This is a genomic window from Lysinibacillus canaveralius (assembly GCF_047301505.1).
Lineage (GTDB): Bacteria > Bacillota > Bacilli > Bacillales_A > Planococcaceae > Lysinibacillus_B.
In genome coordinates this window covers 3,750,641-3,767,825 of the sequence record NZ_CP154840.1, presented here as the reverse complement: position 1 = coordinate 3,767,825, position 17,185 = coordinate 3,750,641, and the positions used below count along the sequence as shown (strand labels likewise).

Annotated in this window: 19 protein-coding genes; 10 read left to right on the top strand and 9 right to left on the bottom strand. The window is 42.4% G+C overall.

The annotated features are described in order from the left end of the window. Positions 1 to 17 precede the first annotated feature (17 nt). The 3 genes from AA0Y26_RS19050 to nagB all read left to right on the top strand — a co-directional run bounded on the left by AA0Y26_RS19050 (position 18) and on the right by nagB (position 3,243). A complete protein-coding gene (locus AA0Y26_RS19050) occupies positions 18 to 1,904 on the top strand; it encodes a DUF6792 domain-containing protein (protein ID WP_413363606.1) in 1,887 nt (628 codons plus the stop codon). A 39-nt stretch (positions 1,905 to 1,943) separates the two neighbouring features. Then, positions 1,944 to 2,237: a hypothetical protein gene (locus tag AA0Y26_RS19045; RefSeq protein ID WP_413363605.1), complete on the top strand. Its 294-nt coding sequence runs from the start codon at positions 1,944 to 1,946 to the stop codon at positions 2,235 to 2,237. A gap of 292 nt (positions 2,238 to 2,529) precedes the next feature. After that, complete coding sequence (gene nagB / locus AA0Y26_RS19040) at positions 2,530 to 3,243, top strand: glucosamine-6-phosphate deaminase (protein WP_413363603.1); 714 nt, start codon at positions 2,530 to 2,532, stop codon at positions 3,241 to 3,243. A 27-nt stretch (positions 3,244 to 3,270) separates the two neighbouring features. Here nagB and AA0Y26_RS19035 read toward each other — a convergent pair whose 3' ends face one another. Then, on the bottom strand, positions 3,271 to 4,149 hold the full coding sequence (locus AA0Y26_RS19035) for a DMT family transporter (RefSeq protein WP_413363602.1): 879 nt from the start codon (positions 4,147 to 4,149) through the stop codon (positions 3,271 to 3,273). A gap of 188 nt (positions 4,150 to 4,337) precedes the next feature. Here AA0Y26_RS19035 and AA0Y26_RS19030 point away from each other — a divergent pair, with 188 nt between their 5' ends. Further along, entirely contained in the window at positions 4,338 to 5,249 is a 912-nt protein-coding gene (locus tag AA0Y26_RS19030; RefSeq protein ID WP_413363601.1) for a S66 peptidase family protein, read from the top strand. A 218-nt stretch (positions 5,250 to 5,467) separates the two neighbouring features. Here AA0Y26_RS19030 and AA0Y26_RS19025 read toward each other — a convergent pair whose 3' ends face one another. Together AA0Y26_RS19025 and AA0Y26_RS19020 are read right to left on the bottom strand one after the other, a co-directional pair. Next, positions 5,468 to 5,974: a hypothetical protein gene (locus AA0Y26_RS19025; RefSeq protein ID WP_413363600.1), complete on the bottom strand. Its 507-nt coding sequence runs from the start codon at positions 5,972 to 5,974 to the stop codon at positions 5,468 to 5,470. A gap of 11 nt (positions 5,975 to 5,985) precedes the next feature. Continuing rightward, positions 5,986 to 6,675: a B3/4 domain-containing protein gene (locus AA0Y26_RS19020; protein WP_413363599.1), complete on the bottom strand. Its 690-nt coding sequence runs from the start codon at positions 6,673 to 6,675 to the stop codon at positions 5,986 to 5,988. A 50-nt stretch (positions 6,676 to 6,725) separates the two neighbouring features. Here AA0Y26_RS19020 and queG point away from each other — a divergent pair, with 50 nt between their 5' ends. Next, positions 6,726 to 7,853 carry a tRNA epoxyqueuosine(34) reductase QueG gene (gene queG, locus AA0Y26_RS19015; RefSeq protein ID WP_413363598.1) on the top strand — a complete coding sequence of 376 codons (1,128 nt, stop codon included), beginning with the start codon at positions 6,726 to 6,728 and terminating at the stop codon, positions 7,851 to 7,853. Positions 7,854 to 7,869: 16 nt separating this feature from the next. Beyond that, positions 7,870 to 8,343 (top strand): tRNA (uridine(34)/cytosine(34)/5-carboxymethylaminomethyluridine(34)-2'-O)-methyltransferase TrmL, encoded by a 474-nt coding sequence (gene trmL, locus AA0Y26_RS19010; protein ID WP_413363597.1) that lies wholly within the window; start codon positions 7,870 to 7,872, stop codon positions 8,341 to 8,343. A 152-nt stretch (positions 8,344 to 8,495) separates the two neighbouring features. On the opposite strand, the gene AA0Y26_RS19005 is transcribed toward trmL, so the two are convergent. Then, positions 8,496 to 8,657 (bottom strand): uroporphyrinogen-III decarboxylase, encoded by a 162-nt coding sequence (locus AA0Y26_RS19005; protein WP_413363596.1) that lies wholly within the window; start codon positions 8,655 to 8,657, stop codon positions 8,496 to 8,498. Positions 8,658 to 8,906: 249 nt separating this feature from the next. Between AA0Y26_RS19005 and AA0Y26_RS19000 the strand changes: the two genes are divergently transcribed. After that, complete coding sequence (locus tag AA0Y26_RS19000) at positions 8,907 to 9,128, top strand: hypothetical protein (RefSeq protein ID WP_413363595.1); 222 nt, start codon at positions 8,907 to 8,909, stop codon at positions 9,126 to 9,128. A 37-nt stretch (positions 9,129 to 9,165) separates the two neighbouring features. Here AA0Y26_RS19000 and lepB read toward each other — a convergent pair whose 3' ends face one another. The 3 genes from lepB to AA0Y26_RS18985 all read right to left on the bottom strand — a co-directional run bounded on the left by lepB (position 9,166) and on the right by AA0Y26_RS18985 (position 11,543). Beyond that, positions 9,166 to 9,963 carry a signal peptidase I gene (gene lepB / locus AA0Y26_RS18995; protein WP_413363594.1) on the bottom strand — a complete coding sequence of 266 codons (798 nt, stop codon included), beginning with the start codon at positions 9,961 to 9,963 and terminating at the stop codon, positions 9,166 to 9,168. Further along, positions 9,944 to 10,492, bottom strand: a complete 549-nt coding sequence (locus tag AA0Y26_RS18990; RefSeq protein ID WP_413363593.1) for a sigma-70 family RNA polymerase sigma factor — start codon at positions 10,490 to 10,492, stop codon at positions 9,944 to 9,946. The genes lepB and AA0Y26_RS18990 overlap by 20 nt, the downstream gene beginning before the upstream one ends. Positions 10,493 to 10,658: 166 nt before the next feature. Next, positions 10,659 to 11,543: a VOC family protein gene (locus AA0Y26_RS18985; protein WP_413363592.1), complete on the bottom strand. Its 885-nt coding sequence runs from the start codon at positions 11,541 to 11,543 to the stop codon at positions 10,659 to 10,661. Positions 11,544 to 11,912: 369 nt separating this feature from the next. Between AA0Y26_RS18985 and AA0Y26_RS18980 the strand changes: the two genes are divergently transcribed. Next, on the top strand, positions 11,913 to 12,074 hold the full coding sequence (locus AA0Y26_RS18980) for a multidrug ABC transporter ATPase (protein ID WP_413363591.1): 162 nt from the start codon (positions 11,913 to 11,915) through the stop codon (positions 12,072 to 12,074). A gap of 145 nt (positions 12,075 to 12,219) precedes the next feature. Here the strand turns inward: AA0Y26_RS18980 and AA0Y26_RS18975 are convergent, their stop codons facing one another. Together AA0Y26_RS18975 and AA0Y26_RS18970 are read right to left on the bottom strand one after the other, a co-directional pair. After that, complete coding sequence (locus AA0Y26_RS18975) at positions 12,220 to 13,833, bottom strand: long-chain fatty acid--CoA ligase (protein WP_413363590.1); 1,614 nt, start codon at positions 13,831 to 13,833, stop codon at positions 12,220 to 12,222. A gap of 154 nt (positions 13,834 to 13,987) precedes the next feature. Further along, on the bottom strand, positions 13,988 to 15,289 hold the full coding sequence (locus AA0Y26_RS18970) for an NCS2 family permease (RefSeq protein WP_413363589.1): 1,302 nt from the start codon (positions 15,287 to 15,289) through the stop codon (positions 13,988 to 13,990). 150 nt (positions 15,290 to 15,439) lie between these two features. On the opposite strand from AA0Y26_RS18970, the gene AA0Y26_RS18965 reads away from it, so the two are divergent. Both AA0Y26_RS18965 and AA0Y26_RS18960 read left to right on the top strand, forming a co-directional pair. Next, complete coding sequence (locus AA0Y26_RS18965; RefSeq protein ID WP_413363588.1) at positions 15,440 to 16,270, top strand: aldo/keto reductase; 831 nt, start codon at positions 15,440 to 15,442, stop codon at positions 16,268 to 16,270. A gap of 66 nt (positions 16,271 to 16,336) precedes the next feature. After that, positions 16,337 to 17,170, top strand: coding sequence for an aldo/keto reductase (locus tag AA0Y26_RS18960; protein ID WP_413363587.1), 834 nt, complete (start codon positions 16,337 to 16,339; stop codon positions 17,168 to 17,170). Positions 17,171 to 17,185 lie beyond the last annotated feature (15 nt).

The following is a 17,185-nucleotide window of genomic DNA, read 5'->3' as shown; positions in this document are numbered from 1 at the left end:
AAGAGAGAGGTGATTTTGTGGAAGAAATTCTATTTTCAGATGAGCTGCGTGGACGAATTGTAGATTTGGAATACGGCGAATTGTCAGAAGAGGCGATAAAGCAAATATATTTTGAGGAAACCGGCAAAGAATTGACGGTTGATATCCAGTTATATCATTCAAGTGATTACAGTAAAAAGCTGGAAATCGGGGAAAATGGATTTGATGGGACGATCGTTCATTTTTTCGATGAAGGTACAGGAGTCAATCAAGTGTACTCCATCGCGCGCGGCAGCGAAATGAAAGAAGAAGATAACTGGCGCCCGGAGGACTGGATGTACAATACATTTGGTATTTTTGTTGGGCAGAATAATGGGCAATATCGTGATGCACAATTATTTGAAACAGAAGTCACATCTATTATAGAGAATAAAACCAAAGATAGTGATATAGGTTTAGAAAAGTATGGTCTTGGTCACTCGTTAGGCGGCAATACGAAGCAAATGCAGCAACTCCTTGATCAGGAATTTGAAAGAGTATATACCATTAATGCTGCACAGCCAACTGTTTATCAACTGGCCTATAGTGATACTGATTTTCGTGCAGAACTGGTTAAGAAATTTGATTTGAGTCCTTTCAAATTTAACGAAATCTACACGGTCGACCCAGATGCTCTTGTACAATTCACTGAAGAATACTACAAGGAAGCAGGCGATGATATTTACCGTCTAGTAGCAGAGGAAGATATGATGTTGGCGGTGAGTGAAAATATCCGCGGTTTCATTACGGTTGGGCATGGCGAGCCGATTGACACGATGGCGGACTTCGCTGGGATTGGTAATATTTTAGGAGAAATTCCGGATAAGGATATCCAGGCGATTCAAATGTATATGGCCAAATACGCTTCCGATTACAATAATAAAGGATTTGACGGAGCCGTTGCAGCTATGACAGGTATTGATCTCAAGCTGATTGATCAGGTAATGGAGAACGACGGTTTTTGGGACCATGTTAAGGATGGGCCTCAAATAATCAGCCAAGGGATTCCTATGCTTCAAAATATGAGTAAGAAAATTCCTGAGTTGCTGACACATTTATCAGTAATCCATAAGAATTTAGATCCCATTTTAAGTGCCATGGTAAAGCACGGCTATGTCAGCCAAGATCAAAAGGCAGCTATTCTAGGTGCAGTAGAAGGCATAGAAAAAGATTTGCAGGATATTGTAGATGCGATAAACAAAGCGCTTGAACCGAATTTGACGACAATTGGTGAGATTATGGATATCATTGATGCCTATAAGACAATCAAAGAGAAATGGAACAGTATCACGGGTCATCTAGATACAATCCAGATGAGCTTAAGTGATTTAATGGAAGCCTTAAATAAAAGTGTTGATGGACATTCAATCTATAATCTTCTAGAAGCTTTAGCGGCAGAAAAAGGGAAGGAATACAAAGGAAAAGACCTGTTTATGACCGTGACAAGCAAGGGGCAAAAGGTAAAAATCAATCTTTCCTCCGCTGTGCGTATTTATACAACAGGAATGGCTATCTATGATGAAAAAGAGGCAGTGCTGGGGCGCCTGAAGTCGGACTATGAAACAAGTTATCTGCAGGACTTTGAAAATAGAAAGGCGAGGCTGGTAGAAAAAATTACCGATATGGAAGTGAACTATTCCAAGTATCAGTACTTGCTTGGGAATTTTACGTATGATGCCTACCAGAAATATGTTTTAACAGGAATCAATGTACATGAAGATATCCCGCCGCTTGCCGAAAATTTCAAGTCTTCTTTTGAACACATGTTTCATTACTATGAACAGGAAATAGAACAAGGTCGAAAGGCGATGGCAACGATAAAAAAGACAATTGAAGATTATTTCAAGTTTGACCAAGAACTTGCCGAGAAAATTGAAGCGGGGTGATGAATCGTGCCACAGCAAACAATGTTTCACCAGTTTTTTATGAATGAGGATTTATCATATAAAGCAAACTCCTTTATTACAAAAATACAGGAGCTGCGCCAATTAGGCGGTGAGCTGCAAAGCGCTGTTCAACAAGAAACATCAGAACAAATGGGGGATATCATTGAAGCAATCAATGAGTCTATTCAAACGAAAGAGAAAATGAACGAGGCATATCATGACGCATATGAAGTTGTCATGAAAAATATGGCGAGTCACTATTCCAATCATATTATGGAAATGAATTCACAAAAGCTAACGTTGTATTATGAAATAATAGAAAATAAAAAATAAATGCGGGCCCACCCTTCACTATTTATAAGGGAAGGGAAAGGAGCTCACGTATTTAGGACCGTTTTTTCCTATTCAAATAGGGAAGGCGGTATTTTTTTATTACCGGGGAATATATAAACATGTGCAGTGTGAATAACGTCCAGGCAGCCATAGCAAAATGACATATGCTTCTTCCCTTGCTTTTGTTTTTATCAAGAGCTTCTTTCTTCAAATGTCCTGCTGTTTACGCTTTCTTGTTTAAGGTAATGACTCTACCATGATGTGAAGTATAGATTAAGAAAGGGATGGTGGCATGAAATGGATTGAAACGGCAAGCTATGAGGAAATGAGTAAAATGGCTGCTGATCTTTTCATCAACCATATCAAGAATAACAGTAAAAGTGTGATAGGGTTGGCAACAGGCGGAACACCTGAAGGCTTTTATAAAGAGCTTGTAAAGAGCTATACATCTAGAAAGGTTTCGTATGCCCGCACTGTATCCTTTAACTTGGATGAATATGTAGGGGTAACAGCTGAAAGTGAAGCAAGCTATCATCACTATATGAAGAAACATTTATTTAACTATATTGATATAAAACGAGAAAACATCTATTTACCGAATGGCGATACACCAAACTTGGAAAAGGCAGCAAGAGAATATGAAAGGCAGATCGAGGAATCGGGCGGGATTGACATTCAACTGCTGGGGATCGGGACAAATGGTCATATCGGTTTTAATGAGCCGGGCTCTTCTTTTGAAAACACGACACATGTTGTGGAGTTGACGGCATCTACACGGGAGGCAAACAAGGTCTATTTTGAACGCCTGGAGGATGTGCCGAAGCATGCCATAACAATGGGCATCAAAACTATTATGCAGTCTAAAAAGATTATTCTTCTGCTTTCTGGAGCCTCCAAAAGAGAAGCCTATGACCGTCTTCGTACAGGAGAGGTTACAGAACAGTTTCCAGCCAGTGCATTGCATCTTCACAGCGACGTGACAGTTATTTATACAGGGGTAAAATAAACGGAGCAAGGATAGCCCCTGCTCCGTTTATTTTTTATTAGACAGCACAACGCCGCCAATCACTGCCAAACCACCAATCAACTGGGCAACAATCACTTGCTCTTCTAAGAAGAGGATAGCAAAGACAGCGGCAAAAAGAGGGATGAAATTGAGGTAGATGCTCGCTCTATTTGGTCCTATCGCGACTACACCGCTGTTCCAGCTCAAGAAGGCTACAATCGAGGCGGCAATCCCTACATAGAAAATAGCGCCAACCGTGCCAAAGGACCAGTTAATAGAAGCAGAGGTCGTCATCAATTCATATACCGTGAAGGGCAGTAACATGACAATGCCCAGTCCAATAGTGACCAGAAATGTAGAATAGCCTGGCAGACGTCCTGCATACTGTTTGACGAGCAATGAATAGATACTCCAGCAAAAGACAGCAGCAAGGACGATCAGATCTCCTTTATTAAAGGAGAACGAAAGCAGGCTTCCTATAGAGCCCCCGGAAATAATAAACAGCACGCCTATCAGCGACAGGGTCGTTCCTGCTAGCTGAAACTTGGAAAGACGTTCCTTTAAAAAGATAAAGGATAGTATGTATATAATAATCGGTGTCGATGAATTCATCAGCGATGCATTAATGGACGTTGTATAATGAAGTCCGATATACACAAGGGTGTTAAAGGAGGCAACCCCTGTTATGGCCATGGCAATAACAGCCGGCCAGTTCGCCTGAATCATGGGCCATTCTTGCCTTGTTCTCCGGTAGACAAGCGGGAAAAAGACAACAAAGGCTGCACACCAGCGAAGAAAGGCAAGTGTCAATGGCGGGATATCTCCAGCAACAGCACGGCCGATGACAAAGTTGCCGCCCCATAATATAGTAGCTAGAACGAGCAGTAGCTGCGGTGGAAAATTCATAAAAAGTTCCTCTCTGTATTTAGTACTTTTCGGTGTGCCATTCTTTTCTTTCGATGAAAAGAAGAGCATCTGCCGAAAGAAGATAAACGATTTTAACAACTTACATATATTATAGGAATGGAAAGGTTCAGATTGCAATGAGCTTCCTATGGTAAAATAGCATGGATGACAAGAAGGGGGAATGAAGGATGAAAATACGCCCGCAAAGATTAAAACAAGGTGATACGGTAGGGCTGGTAGCGCTCAGCAGCCCATTGAAAATGGAGCAGCTGGAGGCGAAGACAGCATTTATCGAGTCGTTAGGACTTCACTATAAGCTAGGACAAACAATCGGGTTGCCGGATGGAATGCTGGCTGGAACAGATGAGGATCGTCTGGAAGATCTTCATGCCATGATAAGGGATCCCGAGGTAAAAGGTATTTTCTGTGTAAGAGGCGGCTATGGTTTAGCGAGAATTGTCGATCAAATCGACTATCAGCTGCTAGAAGAAAATCCAAAAGTTATTTGGGGTTTTTCAGACGTCACTTCGCTGCATTTAGCTGTTAATGAGTTTTCCAACCTTGTTACATTCCATGGGCCGATGCTGTCCAATGGAGAGGAGGCAATGGATGCATTGTCGGCTAAAATGTTCCAACAGCTATTTTCACCGTTGGAAATTCAGTATAGTGAGATGATCAGCCCACTAGAAACAATTTCCGGAGGCGTTGTGCGTGGTGAGCTGACAGGAGGAAATTTAAACCGCATCGTGAGAACACTCGGGACAAAATTTGAATTTGATGCTCAAGGGAAAATTATTGTGCTGGAAGATATCAAGGAAGCGCTGGAGCATATTGATGGAATGATGAATCAATTGCGGCAGGCCCGTAAGCTTGAACAGGCGGCAGGCTTCGTGATTGGCAGCTTTACTGAACTTGGTAAAGAGGAGACATATGAAGAGGTGCTCGATATTATGCGTGAATACTTGATACCGCTGAATAAGCCTGTACTGGCTGGCTTCCAGATTGGACACTGTAAGCCGAATGTGGCCATTCCTTTAGGGGTAGAGGCAATTTTAGATGCAGACGAAAAGGTACTGCGCATTTTACCGGGGGTTGAATAGAAAAGGGTGTGGCTGTTTAAGGCCACACCCTTTTTTGCTACGGATGTCAATATAAACGAAATTACGATAGGTCACTTTAGCAATAGTTGGTCATTTGTTAAAGGTAACCGGAGTAACAGGTTATTGGTCATTGGTTTGCATATAGCAACTAAATTGTGATATGCAAAAATGCATGAGGACACCCGCAGCAACCCGGGTTGGACTCTCACCGCGCCGGGCTAGAAATATTTTGAGTCGTCAAAATCGAGCTGGACTTGATAGTTTTTTGCATTAATCGCGTTCGATAGACGGTGAGCGGATTTTTCAAGCTCGTTCGCCTTTACCCGGTATTCGTTCGGGTCATACAAGGAAACGCGGTAAAAAATTGTATCTCCTGAACCATGGAAGAAGGATTCTTTCTCGGATAATCCAAGCTCCTTATAAAGAGTGGCTTGCGCACGCAATTGGATGGCAAGTTCAATCGCTTCTACCAATGTATAAGTCTCGTTTTCGAATTCAATAGAATTCTTGATATTCGCCTCATAAATCAGGCGGTCAAGGATACGTGCATCGCGGCGTATATCCCCTAGTTCAGCATCAATTTGGCTTAATGTCCGATCTGGAATTTTCGGCTCTTCGCCTTTTTCTACAATTGCATGAGAGACGCTATGAATTTCGGAAATCAACTCTTGCTTCTTTTTGTTTAAGATTGATTTTAATTTAACTGCTTCTGCTAATGAAATCATTCAATCGCTCCTTATAGGGAAGTCGTTGGCCCGGCGGCAGACAGGATGGCAAATTCAAAATCGCCGCCATTTACTTGTGTAAACATTTTACCGGAAGAAGTAAGCAATTGTCTCGCCTCAGCTTCATCGATAGATGGGCGGAGATAAAAAATATGCAGCGCGTCTGTTGTGTTTTCCGAAACAGCTGTACGGATAGAATCTACATAAGGACTTCCAAATGCTCCGGCAGCATCTTTTGAATATGGAATGTTCTTCAGCGAGATGGATCGGCCATTCAGCCCGTCATAGCTGGTTTCCTCATCCCCCAAAGCGAGTGTAATATCTCCTTCTAAGTGAGAAGTATCATAAATTCCAACAGGGATCTCATATTGGAGTGAGAAGAAATTATTAATATCTACGGCCGAATGAAACGGTGTGAGATACTGTTGTTTGGCAATGCGGCGCAGCAGGCTTTCAGCTGAAGGGCGGTAACGGTTCGGGTCAGCACCGAAAGCTTTCCAGAGTGCCCGCCATTCTTTGATGCCTGGCCGCTCTGCTACAGGTACATCCTGAAGCTCAAAGAATAAATTTTCCTGATAGAGCTGTATACGTCCTTTAATCATTTGAGGAGAGTCAGAGACGGTAATTTTGGTATAATGGATAAGGCCTATTTTCATAGCAGGCACTTTTTCAAGAAGAGATGTATCGAGCGTAATGTTCATAGTATCACCTCAGGATTTTTAGTTTATTGTACCATAAGGAAGGTGAGGAAATGCGTATAGCAGCTTTGCAGGAACAGTTAATTGAATATGCTAAGTCGATTGGCGTTGATAAGATCGGCTTCACTACTGCCTCGCCGTTTCATGAGTTAAAAAATAGATTGCGCCGCCAGCAGGAGCTCAGTTTTCAGTCAGGATTTGAAGAATCGGATGTTGAGCTTCGAACGGAGCCGCTTCGTTTATTGGACAATGCAGAGAGTATTATTGCAATTGCCATAGTGTATCCTTCGAAAATGAAGGATGCTCCTGCAGGAAAGAAAGGTGAGCGCCGAGGAATTTTCTGCCGAGCATCATGGGGCATTGATTACCATGTAGCTGTCAGGGAAAGGCTGCAGCTGATAGAAGCATGGCTGAAGGAACGGATTCCGGATGTTCGTATTAAATCAATGGTCGATACCGGAGAGCTTGTGGACCGTGCTGTAGCAGAGCGTGCCGGCATCGGATGGAGCGGGAAAAACTGTTCCATTATTACACCGGAATTCGGCTCTTACGTTTATTTGGGAGAACTGATCACAAATATTCCGTTTGCGCCGGATACGCCTATTGAGGACGATTGCGGCGATTGCACGCTATGTCTAGATGTTTGTCCGACGGGAGCCATTGTAGCGCCTGGGCAGCTGAATTCACAGCGCTGTATTGCTTATCTGACACAGACGAAGGGCTTTTTACCGGACGAATTCCGCGGTAAAATTGGGAATCGTTTGTACGGCTGTGATACATGCCAGACAGTATGCCCCAAAAATAAGGGGAAAGCAAACTGGCTACATGAAGAATTTACTCCAGACCCGGAAATTGCGAAACCATTATTGACTCCGCTCCTTTCCATCTCGAATAAGGAATTTAAAGCGAAGTTTGGACATGTTTCTGGTTCTTGGCGAGGGAAGAAGCCTATTCAGCGAAATGCAATATTGGCACTAGCACATTTTAAGGAACAATCAGCAGTACCTGAGCTGATTAATGTGCTGAAAAAGGACGAGCGCCCTGTTATTAGAGGGACAGCAGCCTGGGCACTTGGTAAAATCGGCGGGCATGAGGCCGGACTCGCTCTTCAAGGAGCAAAAGAGCGTGAAATGGATGCTGAGGTGCTCGCGGAAATAGAAAAGGGATTAGCACTATTATAAGAAAGAGGTCTTTAGTTTGCCGTTACATGTAGTTTTATATCAACCAGAAATCCCTGCAAATACGGGAAATATTGCTCGCACTTGTGCAGGAACAAATACAAGTCTGCATTTGATTCGTCCACTTGGTTTTTCAACGGATGATAAGATGCTGAAGCGGGCTGGATTGGATTATTGGGAGCATGTAAATGTAGTTTATCACGATTCATTAGAGGATTTCCTTGCCTATTCTGACGGGGGCGATTTATATCTAATTGAAACATATAGTGAAGAGCCGTTTACAACACATGACTTCAGCGATAGGGAACGAGACATTTACTTTATGTTCGGAAAAGAGACGACGGGGCTGCCGAAAGACTTCGCATACGAGCGGCGGGATATGTGTCTCCGTATTCCGCAAAGTGACCACATTCGTTCATTGAATTTATCTAATACAGCCGCTATTGTCATTTATGAGGCGCTTCGGCAGCAGGGCTACCCGGGACTTAAATAGAGTAAAAGGATACAGGGATATACAGACAGCAGGGGGAAGAATTTTCTCCTGCTGTTTTTTATTTATAAAGAAAGAGGTTATGTAGAAGGCGATTCCTCTAAAATACACCATCCTTCAAAAGAATGGTGTGAAAATGAGGGGGAAGTTTTAGATTATGAAGGATTGATGACATCCGGCGGCTGCTTGTCAGCAGGGAATGGATTTGAGCTAGCTGAAGCATCATAAGCAATAAGAATAACTCCAAGTTTATCTTCCAGCGCATTGATTTCATCTAGTTTTTCGTGGTTAAGCTGGGCAAATTGTGCGTCTTCCAACAGTATCACATCCTTTCTTAAGTAGTATGGATCATCAAACTGCTGCTATACTTGCCGGCCTTCCTAATAGAAAAGGGCTGGTAAACGGATAGAAAGATAAATGTAAATCAACTGTACTTTGGAAAGCAGGGGAATAGGTATCTGTTTGAAAGCCAGGAAAAATAGTTTACAGGAGAGAGCGATGAGGAATTTACTAATTATTAAATCATTTAGTAAATAATTATTTCAAACCGATGTAGGAGGACTACGATGCTGACGTATTATTTTTATAATCAGAATATAAATGCCGAAGGGAACCATCAAGTACATGCTCCGGACTGCTCCCGCTCTCCTGAAGCCGAAGACACCATTGCCTTAGGCATGCATGCCAATTGCGAGGAGGCTATTCGATATGCCGAAGCTTTTACAGGAAAAACGAACTTTGACAGCTGCACATGCTGCTGTGTGATTTTGGAAAAGAGCGGGGTTTAAGAAATGGTCATTCCGATACAAGCGGAATGACCATTTTTTATTGTGCATACCCTTTCACTAATCCGATGATTTGCTCTGTTTGAAGAGGACCATGGTCTTTACTGTCTATTCCGCGCCACCATTGATCGACAAGTACAAATACTTCATTCTTTCCAAGAGTCACAGGAGACATGGAAGTAGAGAAATATTTACGAGTCATTTCTTCATCTGCAATATTATTTGCGTTTACCTTTTCAAAATAAGCTTCTTCGGTCAGCCCATGCATTGTCGCTTCTGAATAGAAGGCTGAGAGTTTTCTTTCGTTTATCCAAACATGGCCTTTAATAATTTCAATCGTCTCTCCAGGCAGACCAACGATACGGCCTATATTTTGAGCTGTCGCATTTGAATTAGCCTCAGTAGCAGCTATTTTATAGTACACGACATCGCCTCGGCTAAAATTCGCAGTACTTGGATCAATAACAAGCGGTGAATGGTAGGAAGTAACGTAGTCATGATTCCCTCTATCCATGGAATCGGACAGCCATTCAATCGTGAATAGTTCGCCTGTTATTGCCACTTTTTGAAGACTTTCCGGTGTATCAATATCTGAAATTGTTTCAACAGCCCTTTTCTCAGGGGCACTTGCAGGAATAAAAAAGTATAAGCCGCATATCACAAATAAACTGAAAAGGATAAGAACTGCCTGAGGGGTAAAATAAAATCGCCACTTTTTCCGGTTAGCTCTGCCCAGCACAGCCTGCTTATTTTGAGGGGTAAAAGTGATATGCGCCAGTGCCTGTTGATTCTGTTTTTCTTTCAGTGTTTTAAGCTGCTCATCCACTGAAATCACCATCCTTTACTAGCTGTTTCAATAACTCACGTGCTCGCTTCAGCCTTGTTTTTACCGTATTCTCATTAAGCTGGAGCATAAAAGATATCTCAGCAATTGATAAATCCTCATAATAAAAGAGCAGTAAAGTTTCTCGATATTTGATTGGCAAATTCAGCACAAGCATTAGTAAATCGTGGTGCTCCTCCTGTCTAATAAATGCCTGTTCTGTAGAATTAGGTGCTTTTGTATAGGCAGGGATGAAATTGTTTAAGATTACCCGTTTCATCCAGCCGCTTCTCAGCTTATCCTTTGAGCGGTTAATTGTTACTTTATACAACCACGCTTTCAAAGAAGTAATTTGCTGCAGTTCTTCAAAACGTTCATAGCATAGAAGAAATACGTCCTGTACAATTTCTTGTGCCTTTCCTATATCCTTAATGTAGCTATAGGAGAGCTTTGTTAAGGCATCCCCATACGTATCCATCAAATACTCCAGCCATTCGACTTGCGTTATGTTTTGTTTAGCGGAAGAAAGGTGAGTAGAATCCATTTCATCCCCCCTTTAAATCGTTTTATCTAAAACGAATGAAAACAGGAAAAAGTTTCAAAATTACATTGATTTAAATAGAAATAAGATGGATTTTTCTTCTTTTGAAAACTTTTTTCCAGAAATAATAAAGAGGCTATCGCTTGGATAGCCTCTTACCTTCTTTTTACTAGTTTCCTTCTATTGTAAAAATGATACGAATACCGTTTGGATCGACTGTAGAAAAAAGCTGCTTGCCGCCATATAATGGTCCATCTTCAGCTGCCTCTGCCAACAGCCCGGCTGATTGCAGTTTATTTTTCACGGAATTGGCGTATGCTTCATCCTTCAATACAACTGTATAAGATTTTAAACCTGCTGCATGATCAGGCAGAGCAGGTCTGCCATTGCTTTGCCAAGTGTTCAGCCCAATGTGATGGTGGTACTTGCCGGTAGAAATAAATAGCGCCTGCCCTCCGTATCGGCACACAACTTCATAATCCAGTAAGCGTGTATAAAATTCCTCCGTTTTTTCTAAGTCACTTACAGACAAATGAATATGGCCCATCACTGTACCGTTTGGAAGACCATTCCATGCGCCATCTGCTTCTGCTAAAATCGGCTGGAAATTCAGCTGATCGGTTGTCATATGGACCAGACCTTCCTGCGTCCATGACCATTCCTGTTCAGGGCGGTCAATGTAAATTTCAATCCCATTTCCATCAGGATCATTAAGATAGAGCGCTTCACTTACGTCGTGGTCTGCTGCTCCAAGACGTACATTGTGCTGAATAAAATGCTGCACGATGTTGCCGAGATCCTTCCGTGTCGGCAATAAAAGAGCAAAGTGATACAGTCCTGTGAAGCCTTGGGGGAAAATAGCATTTTTTACTTCTACTAACGAAATCAAGCTGGATGCGCCATCAACTGTTAAATACGCAGTCTTTTCCGTTTGGTTTAGTACCTGAAAGCCTATAATGGTTGTGTAGTATTCAATGGAGCGTTCAAGATCGGAAACTTTTAATTGTACATGAGAAGTGTATAAATTCGGTTTTTTATGGAAATGTGTAGCCATAGGGAACAGTGCCCCTCCTTAATTATTATTTTATAGTTACTTACTTTATGTAACTTATTGTAGTGGCTTAATCGAATGGCGTCAAGAAAAAAAGACGACCGCTTTACACGGTCGTCTCTTAAGAGCAATAGCTACGAATTAGTTTTCTTTAGAAAAAGGTTTACCTTCGTAACCAGCTGTGAAGATTGCAGTTAAGAATGCAGCACATACACCAAGAATTAATAATAATTTCATGGAAGCACCCTCCTTAAGTATTGAAAATCTCTTTTATCAGTATATCCTATCTAACAAGGCTTTACCAATAATATTTTGTGGCAAAAATGGTTCAACTGAAGAAACTAGGGAATAGTGTAAAAAGGAGGGATAAGGATGGAAAGGGACAAAGATCAAGTAGTGAACGGTAATATGGCAAATACGATGGAAGAGCTCAAGAATCTTGGAAAGCAGATGGAGCATCTCCGGGATGAAAAGCAGTTAGAAGAGGATGGAAGAGAATCAGATCCAGAGCAGTTCGATGATGAAGATCGATGAACGCTGGCAGGAAAAGCTAGTTTTTAGCTGTGAAGGAGAGAAGGGAAGCATCCAGTGAAAGAAATGGAAAATAGAATAGGCAAGTAAAACAAGGAGATGCCCAAATAGGGGAATCTCCTTGTTTTGATTTAGGAATTTATACTTCCTACAACGGCAGCCTATAATCATTCAGTTCTTCGCGAAGCTTCGCCTTTAGGAACTTTCCAACAGATGTTTTTGGAATTTCGTTTAGGAACACGACATCGTCTGGAATCCACCAGTTAGCGAACTGACCACGAAGGGCTTCCAGTAACTCTTCTTTTGTAGCTGCAGCTCCCTCATGCAATACAACGCATGCTAACGGGCGCTCCTGCCATTTTTCATGTGGAATGGCCACTACGGCAGCTTCAAATACGGCAGGGTGGGACATTAAGGCATTTTCTAAATCGACTGAGGAAATCCATTCACCACCCGATTTGATCAAATCTTTTGTTCGGTCGGTAATTTTGATATAGCCTTCCTTCGTTAATACAGCAATATCGCCTGTATACAGCCAGCCATCACGGAAGGCTTCCGATGAGCGTTCATCCTTATAATATTCAGAAGCAATCCAAGGACCGCGGATGCGCAGTTCACCCATTGTCTTGCCATCCCATGGAACAGGGCCGTCTTCATTGACGACTTCCGTTTCAACAAGGGAGGATGTCAGCCCCTGTGTTGTGCGAAGATCCATTACTTCTTCAGCGGAATAGTCATCCATTGTAGAAAGCGGGTATGACATGCTGACTAGCGGTGATGTTTCGGTCATTCCGTATGCATTTAAATAAGGGATGTTATGCTTTTCATGATAGGCTTTAATTAGCCCTTTCGGAGATGCAGAGCCGCCAGAGATGATTAGTCGAAGGGATGATAGATCACGCGGATTTTTTTCCTGCTCATTCAATACACCGAGCCAGATCGTAGGGACGCCTGCTGTGACCGTAACCCTCTCTTTTTCAAATAGATCCAGTAATAGTGCAGGGGTAAACATCGGGCCAGGTAGGACCTGTGTCAGCCCATAATTGACTGCTGCAAACGGGAAGCCCCAGGCGTTTACATGGAACATCGGAACAACCGGCAGCGCTACATCCCGTTCATTAACCCCAAATGACTCCGCGAGCCCAAGAGCCAAGCTGTGCAGAACGATACCCCTATGGTTGTAGACAACTCCCTTTGGCATACCTGTTGTGGCGGATGTATAACACATTCCTGCCGGCATCTGTTCATCCAAATCCTCAGGGAACTCAAAGTTCTCATCTGCCTCTGCTAGTAAAGCCTCGTAGGAGTGGACATTTTTGAAGCTAGATTCAGGTACTACATGATCATCACGCATAACAACAACATGTTTAACTGTTTTCAGATGGCTAAGTGCAGGCTCCACCAGCGGGAAAAGGTCGCCATCAATTAACAAAATCTCATCTTCGGCATGATTGATAATATAAATAATATGCTCAGGTGCTAAGCGAATATTGATCGTATGAAGAATAGCTCCCGAACATGGAATAGCAAAATAGGCTTCGAGGTGGCGGTGATGGTTCCAGGCGAATGTTCCAACCTTGGTTCCTCTTGTCATACCGAGCTTTGTTAAAGCATCAGCCAGACGACGGGTACGCTTAACGTATTCAGCATAAGTAATACGGTGCGTCATCGTGTCGCTTGTGCGTGAGACGATCATTTTATTAGGAAAGAACCGTTCGGCACGCTTTAAAAATCCTGTTAATAGTAACTGTGTGTCCATCATATTCCTTCATCCCCCTTGTAGGAAAAATGTGTAACTCCGTTAACTATTCTACTTTGTGCTTATAAATCCTTTAAAAAACGAAATAATTCTACAATAACGAATAGTCGTTAATGAAAAAAGAGTGCTCCGCCATAGGGCAAGAGCACTCTTTTTATTAGTGAGGCAGAAATACTAATTGAATGATAAATAGGATGGCAAAGATATAAAGAAGGGGATGTACATCGCCTGCTTTTCCCTTCACCAATTTAATTAATGGATAAGTAATAAACCCTAGGGCAATACCTGTAGAGATACTTGAAGTCAAAGGCATCGTTAAGATAACCAGGAATGCCGGGAAAGCTTCATCAAAATCATCCCACTCGATTTGCTTCACAGCGCCGATCATCAAGCTTCCAACAATAATTAATGCTGGAGATGTAATAGCAGCTACGCCGGAGATAGAAGCAACCAATGGCCCAAAGAATGAAGATACAAGGAACAGAGCCGCAACAGTCAATGTCGTTAATCCTGTACGTCCTCCTGCTGCTACACCTGCAGATGATTCAACAAAGGCACTTGTCGGGCTTGTACCGATCATAGCACCGGCAGTAGTAGCAATCGAGTCTGCAAGTAACGCCTGACGCGCTCTTGGTAAATTTTCTCCCTTCATGAGACCAGCTTGTCTTGCTACGCCGACCATTGTACCCGTCGTATCGAATAGAGTAACTAAAATGAAGGAGAAGACAACGCCGTATAGTCCGTAGGAGATGACATCTCCGATGGCAGCGATTGGATTCCACACCAGGATCCCTTCAGGAAGATGCGGCATCGCTACTACTTTTTCGATCTTTAATTGGTTTGTAAGGACAGCTACGATAGTTGTAGCGACCATCCCAATAAATAGGGCTCCCTTGACATTTCGGGCCATCAACACCACTGTCAGTGCGAGTCCAAATAAAGTAAGCAGAACAGAAGGGTTTGATAAATCTCCCAACCCTACTAGATTTGATTCATTTGCCACAACAATTTGGGACATGCGCAGACCAATGAAGGCAATGAAAAGCCCGATACCAGCTGTAATGGCCAGCTTTAAATTTTTAGGGATCGACATAATGAGCTTTTCACGGAACGGCGTCAAGCTTAAAATGACAAAAATAATACCGGCTACGAATACAGCGGCAAAGGCTGTCACATAATCGATTGCCCCGTCAGAGCCGATCACAACTGCATAAGTAAAATAAGCATTCAATCCCATACCGGGGGCGATAGCGATTGGATAGTTGGCCATAAGTGCCATCCAGGCAGTACCGATGATGGCAGAAATAATTGTAGCCATAAAGACTTGATCAATTGGTACACCGGCATCAGCTAAAATAATCGGATTTACGACAACGATGTATGCCATCGTCAAAAATGTAGTTAAACCCGCTAACATTTCCGTCTTTACTGTTGTATTGTTTTCTTTCAGTCGAAACATATAGAAGTAATCCTCCTTAAAACACGAACATTTTTAACAACATTTAATATAATATTCGTTTTTAGAGAACTTTGCAACTGTTTTCTTGTAAATTTCATGACCACGCTGAAATTGCTATAATGAAATTATTACCGCGAAGGAGTGAATAGTATGGATTTGCAAACAACTAGAAAATTAGCCAATGGAATTGAAATGCCGATATTTGGGCTGGGTGTTTATAAAATGACAGACCCGCAGGAAACGATTGAGGCTATTACCAAGGCTCTGCAGGTGGGATACCGTGCAATTGATACAGCATCACTTTATGACAATGAGGAACAGGTAGGAGAGGCAATCCGTCATTCAGGCGTGCCGCGAGAATCTATCTTTGTTACGACAAAAGTATGGAATTCCGATCAAGGGTTTGATAACACATTGCGTGCCTTTGAGGTATCACTGAAAAAGCTAAACATGGATTATGTCGATCTTTACCTAACACATTGGCCCGTGGAAGGAAAGTATGCAGAAACTTACCGCGCAATTGAGCGATTATATGACGAAAAACTAATTCGTGTTCCAGGTGTTTCAAATCATCACGAACGACACATTGAAGAGGTGCTGAAGGCAGCACAGACGCCGCCAATGGTTAATCAAATTGAAGCGCATCCTTATTTATCTCAGGAACCGCTGCGCGCATTTTGCAAGGAACGTAATATCGCTGTCACGGCGTGGTCACCTCTTGGACGCGGGGGAGTATTACAGGATGAAGTGATCCTGAAAATTAGTGAAAAATACGGCAAATCACCAGCCCAAGTCGTTCTTCGATGGCATGTACAAAATGATATTCTTGTCATTCCAAAGTCGGTAACGCCCTCCCGGATCGAAGAAAATGCAAATATTTTTGATTTTGAGCTGACAGCTGGGGACATGAATGCATTAAATGGACTGAATCGTAATCAACGCTTCGGCAAAAGTCCGGAAAATTTCCATTTGTATTTTTAATTCGGTTATCGAAATTTTTGGAGGCTTGCTTTATAATAAGTTTTGTAATAGGAAAAGGGGGATTTTATGACAACTGCTAAAACAATTACTGAGACGATTACATTAGCCAATGGGGTCGAGATGCCGCGTATCGGCTATGGTGTGTTCCGAATGAAGGAGCATGAAGTTGCCTATAATGGAGTGGCTGAGGCACTAAAAGCCGGATACCGGGCAATCGATACAGCAGCTATCTATCAGAATGAAGAAGCTGTAGGACAAGCAATCAAAGATTCTGGTATCGCACGTGAAGAGATTTTTGTTACAACAAAAGTCTGGAATTCTGATCAAGGGTTCGATAATACGCTGCGTGCTTTTGAAACGTCATTGAACAAATTAGGTTTAGAGTATGTGGATTTGTATTTGACACATTGGCCAAAGCCGACACTTGCTGACACATATAAAGCGATTGAGCGCTTGTATGAAGAAAAGCTGATCCGCGTGCCTGGTGTGTCCAACCATCATCAGCATCATTTAGAAGAAGTATTTGCAGCAGCAAATGTAAAGCCGATGGTTAACCAAGTAGAATGCCACCCATCCCTATCACAGGACAGTTTACGTGCCTTCTGTGCAGAGCATAATATTGCCGTAACAGCATGGGCACCGCTTGGTACAGGAATTGTATTTACACATCCTGTTGTAAAGCAGCTTGCAGAAAAATATAGCAAAACACCTGCTCAAATTGTGCTTCGCTGGCATTTAGAAATCGGCAATATTGCTATCCCTAAATCAGTAACACTTGAGCGTATCAAGGAAAACTTAGAAGTATTTGATTTCAGCTTAGCTACAGATGAAGTAGCTGCTATTACAGCCCTGAATACGTTCCACCGAACAAGTGCTGATCCGGACAATTTTGATTTTTAATAGTTGGTGAAAAAG

Excerpts from the sequence above, each read along its gene's own strand:
- AA0Y26_RS19035 (WP_413363602.1), bottom strand. The coding sequence starts at position 4,149 with ATGAATTTTCCACCGCAGCTACTGCTCGTTCTAGCTACTATATTATGG.
- AA0Y26_RS18990 (WP_413363593.1), bottom strand. The coding sequence starts at position 10,492 with ATGGATTCTACTCACCTTTCTTCCGCTAAACAAAACATAACGCAAGTC.
- AA0Y26_RS19045 (WP_413363605.1), top strand. The coding sequence starts at position 1,944 with ATGAATGAGGATTTATCATATAAAGCAAACTCCTTTATTACAAAAATA.
- AA0Y26_RS19025 (WP_413363600.1), bottom strand. The coding sequence starts at position 5,974 with ATGATTTCATTAGCAGAAGCAGTTAAATTAAAATCAATCTTAAACAAA.
- AA0Y26_RS18975 (WP_413363590.1), bottom strand. The coding sequence starts at position 13,833 with ATGATGGACACACAGTTACTATTAACAGGATTTTTAAAGCGTGCCGAA.
- lepB (WP_413363594.1), bottom strand. The coding sequence starts at position 9,963 with ATGGTGATTTCAGTGGATGAGCAGCTTAAAACACTGAAAGAAAAACAG.
- AA0Y26_RS19000 (WP_413363595.1), top strand. The coding sequence starts at position 8,907 with ATGCTGACGTATTATTTTTATAATCAGAATATAAATGCCGAAGGGAAC.
- AA0Y26_RS18960 (WP_413363587.1), top strand. The coding sequence starts at position 16,337 with ATGACAACTGCTAAAACAATTACTGAGACGATTACATTAGCCAATGGG.
- AA0Y26_RS18980 (WP_413363591.1), top strand. The coding sequence starts at position 11,913 with ATGGAAAGGGACAAAGATCAAGTAGTGAACGGTAATATGGCAAATACG.
- AA0Y26_RS18965 (WP_413363588.1), top strand. The coding sequence starts at position 15,440 with ATGGATTTGCAAACAACTAGAAAATTAGCCAATGGAATTGAAATGCCG.
- AA0Y26_RS18985 (WP_413363592.1), bottom strand. The coding sequence starts at position 11,543 with ATGGCTACACATTTCCATAAAAAACCGAATTTATACACTTCTCATGTA.
- queG (WP_413363598.1), top strand. The coding sequence starts at position 6,726 with ATGCGTATAGCAGCTTTGCAGGAACAGTTAATTGAATATGCTAAGTCG.
- AA0Y26_RS19030 (WP_413363601.1), top strand. The coding sequence starts at position 4,338 with ATGAAAATACGCCCGCAAAGATTAAAACAAGGTGATACGGTAGGGCTG.
- nagB (WP_413363603.1), top strand. The coding sequence starts at position 2,530 with ATGAAATGGATTGAAACGGCAAGCTATGAGGAAATGAGTAAAATGGCT.
- AA0Y26_RS18970 (WP_413363589.1), bottom strand. The coding sequence starts at position 15,289 with ATGTTTCGACTGAAAGAAAACAATACAACAGTAAAGACGGAAATGTTA.
- AA0Y26_RS19020 (WP_413363599.1), bottom strand. The coding sequence starts at position 6,675 with ATGAACATTACGCTCGATACATCTCTTCTTGAAAAAGTGCCTGCTATG.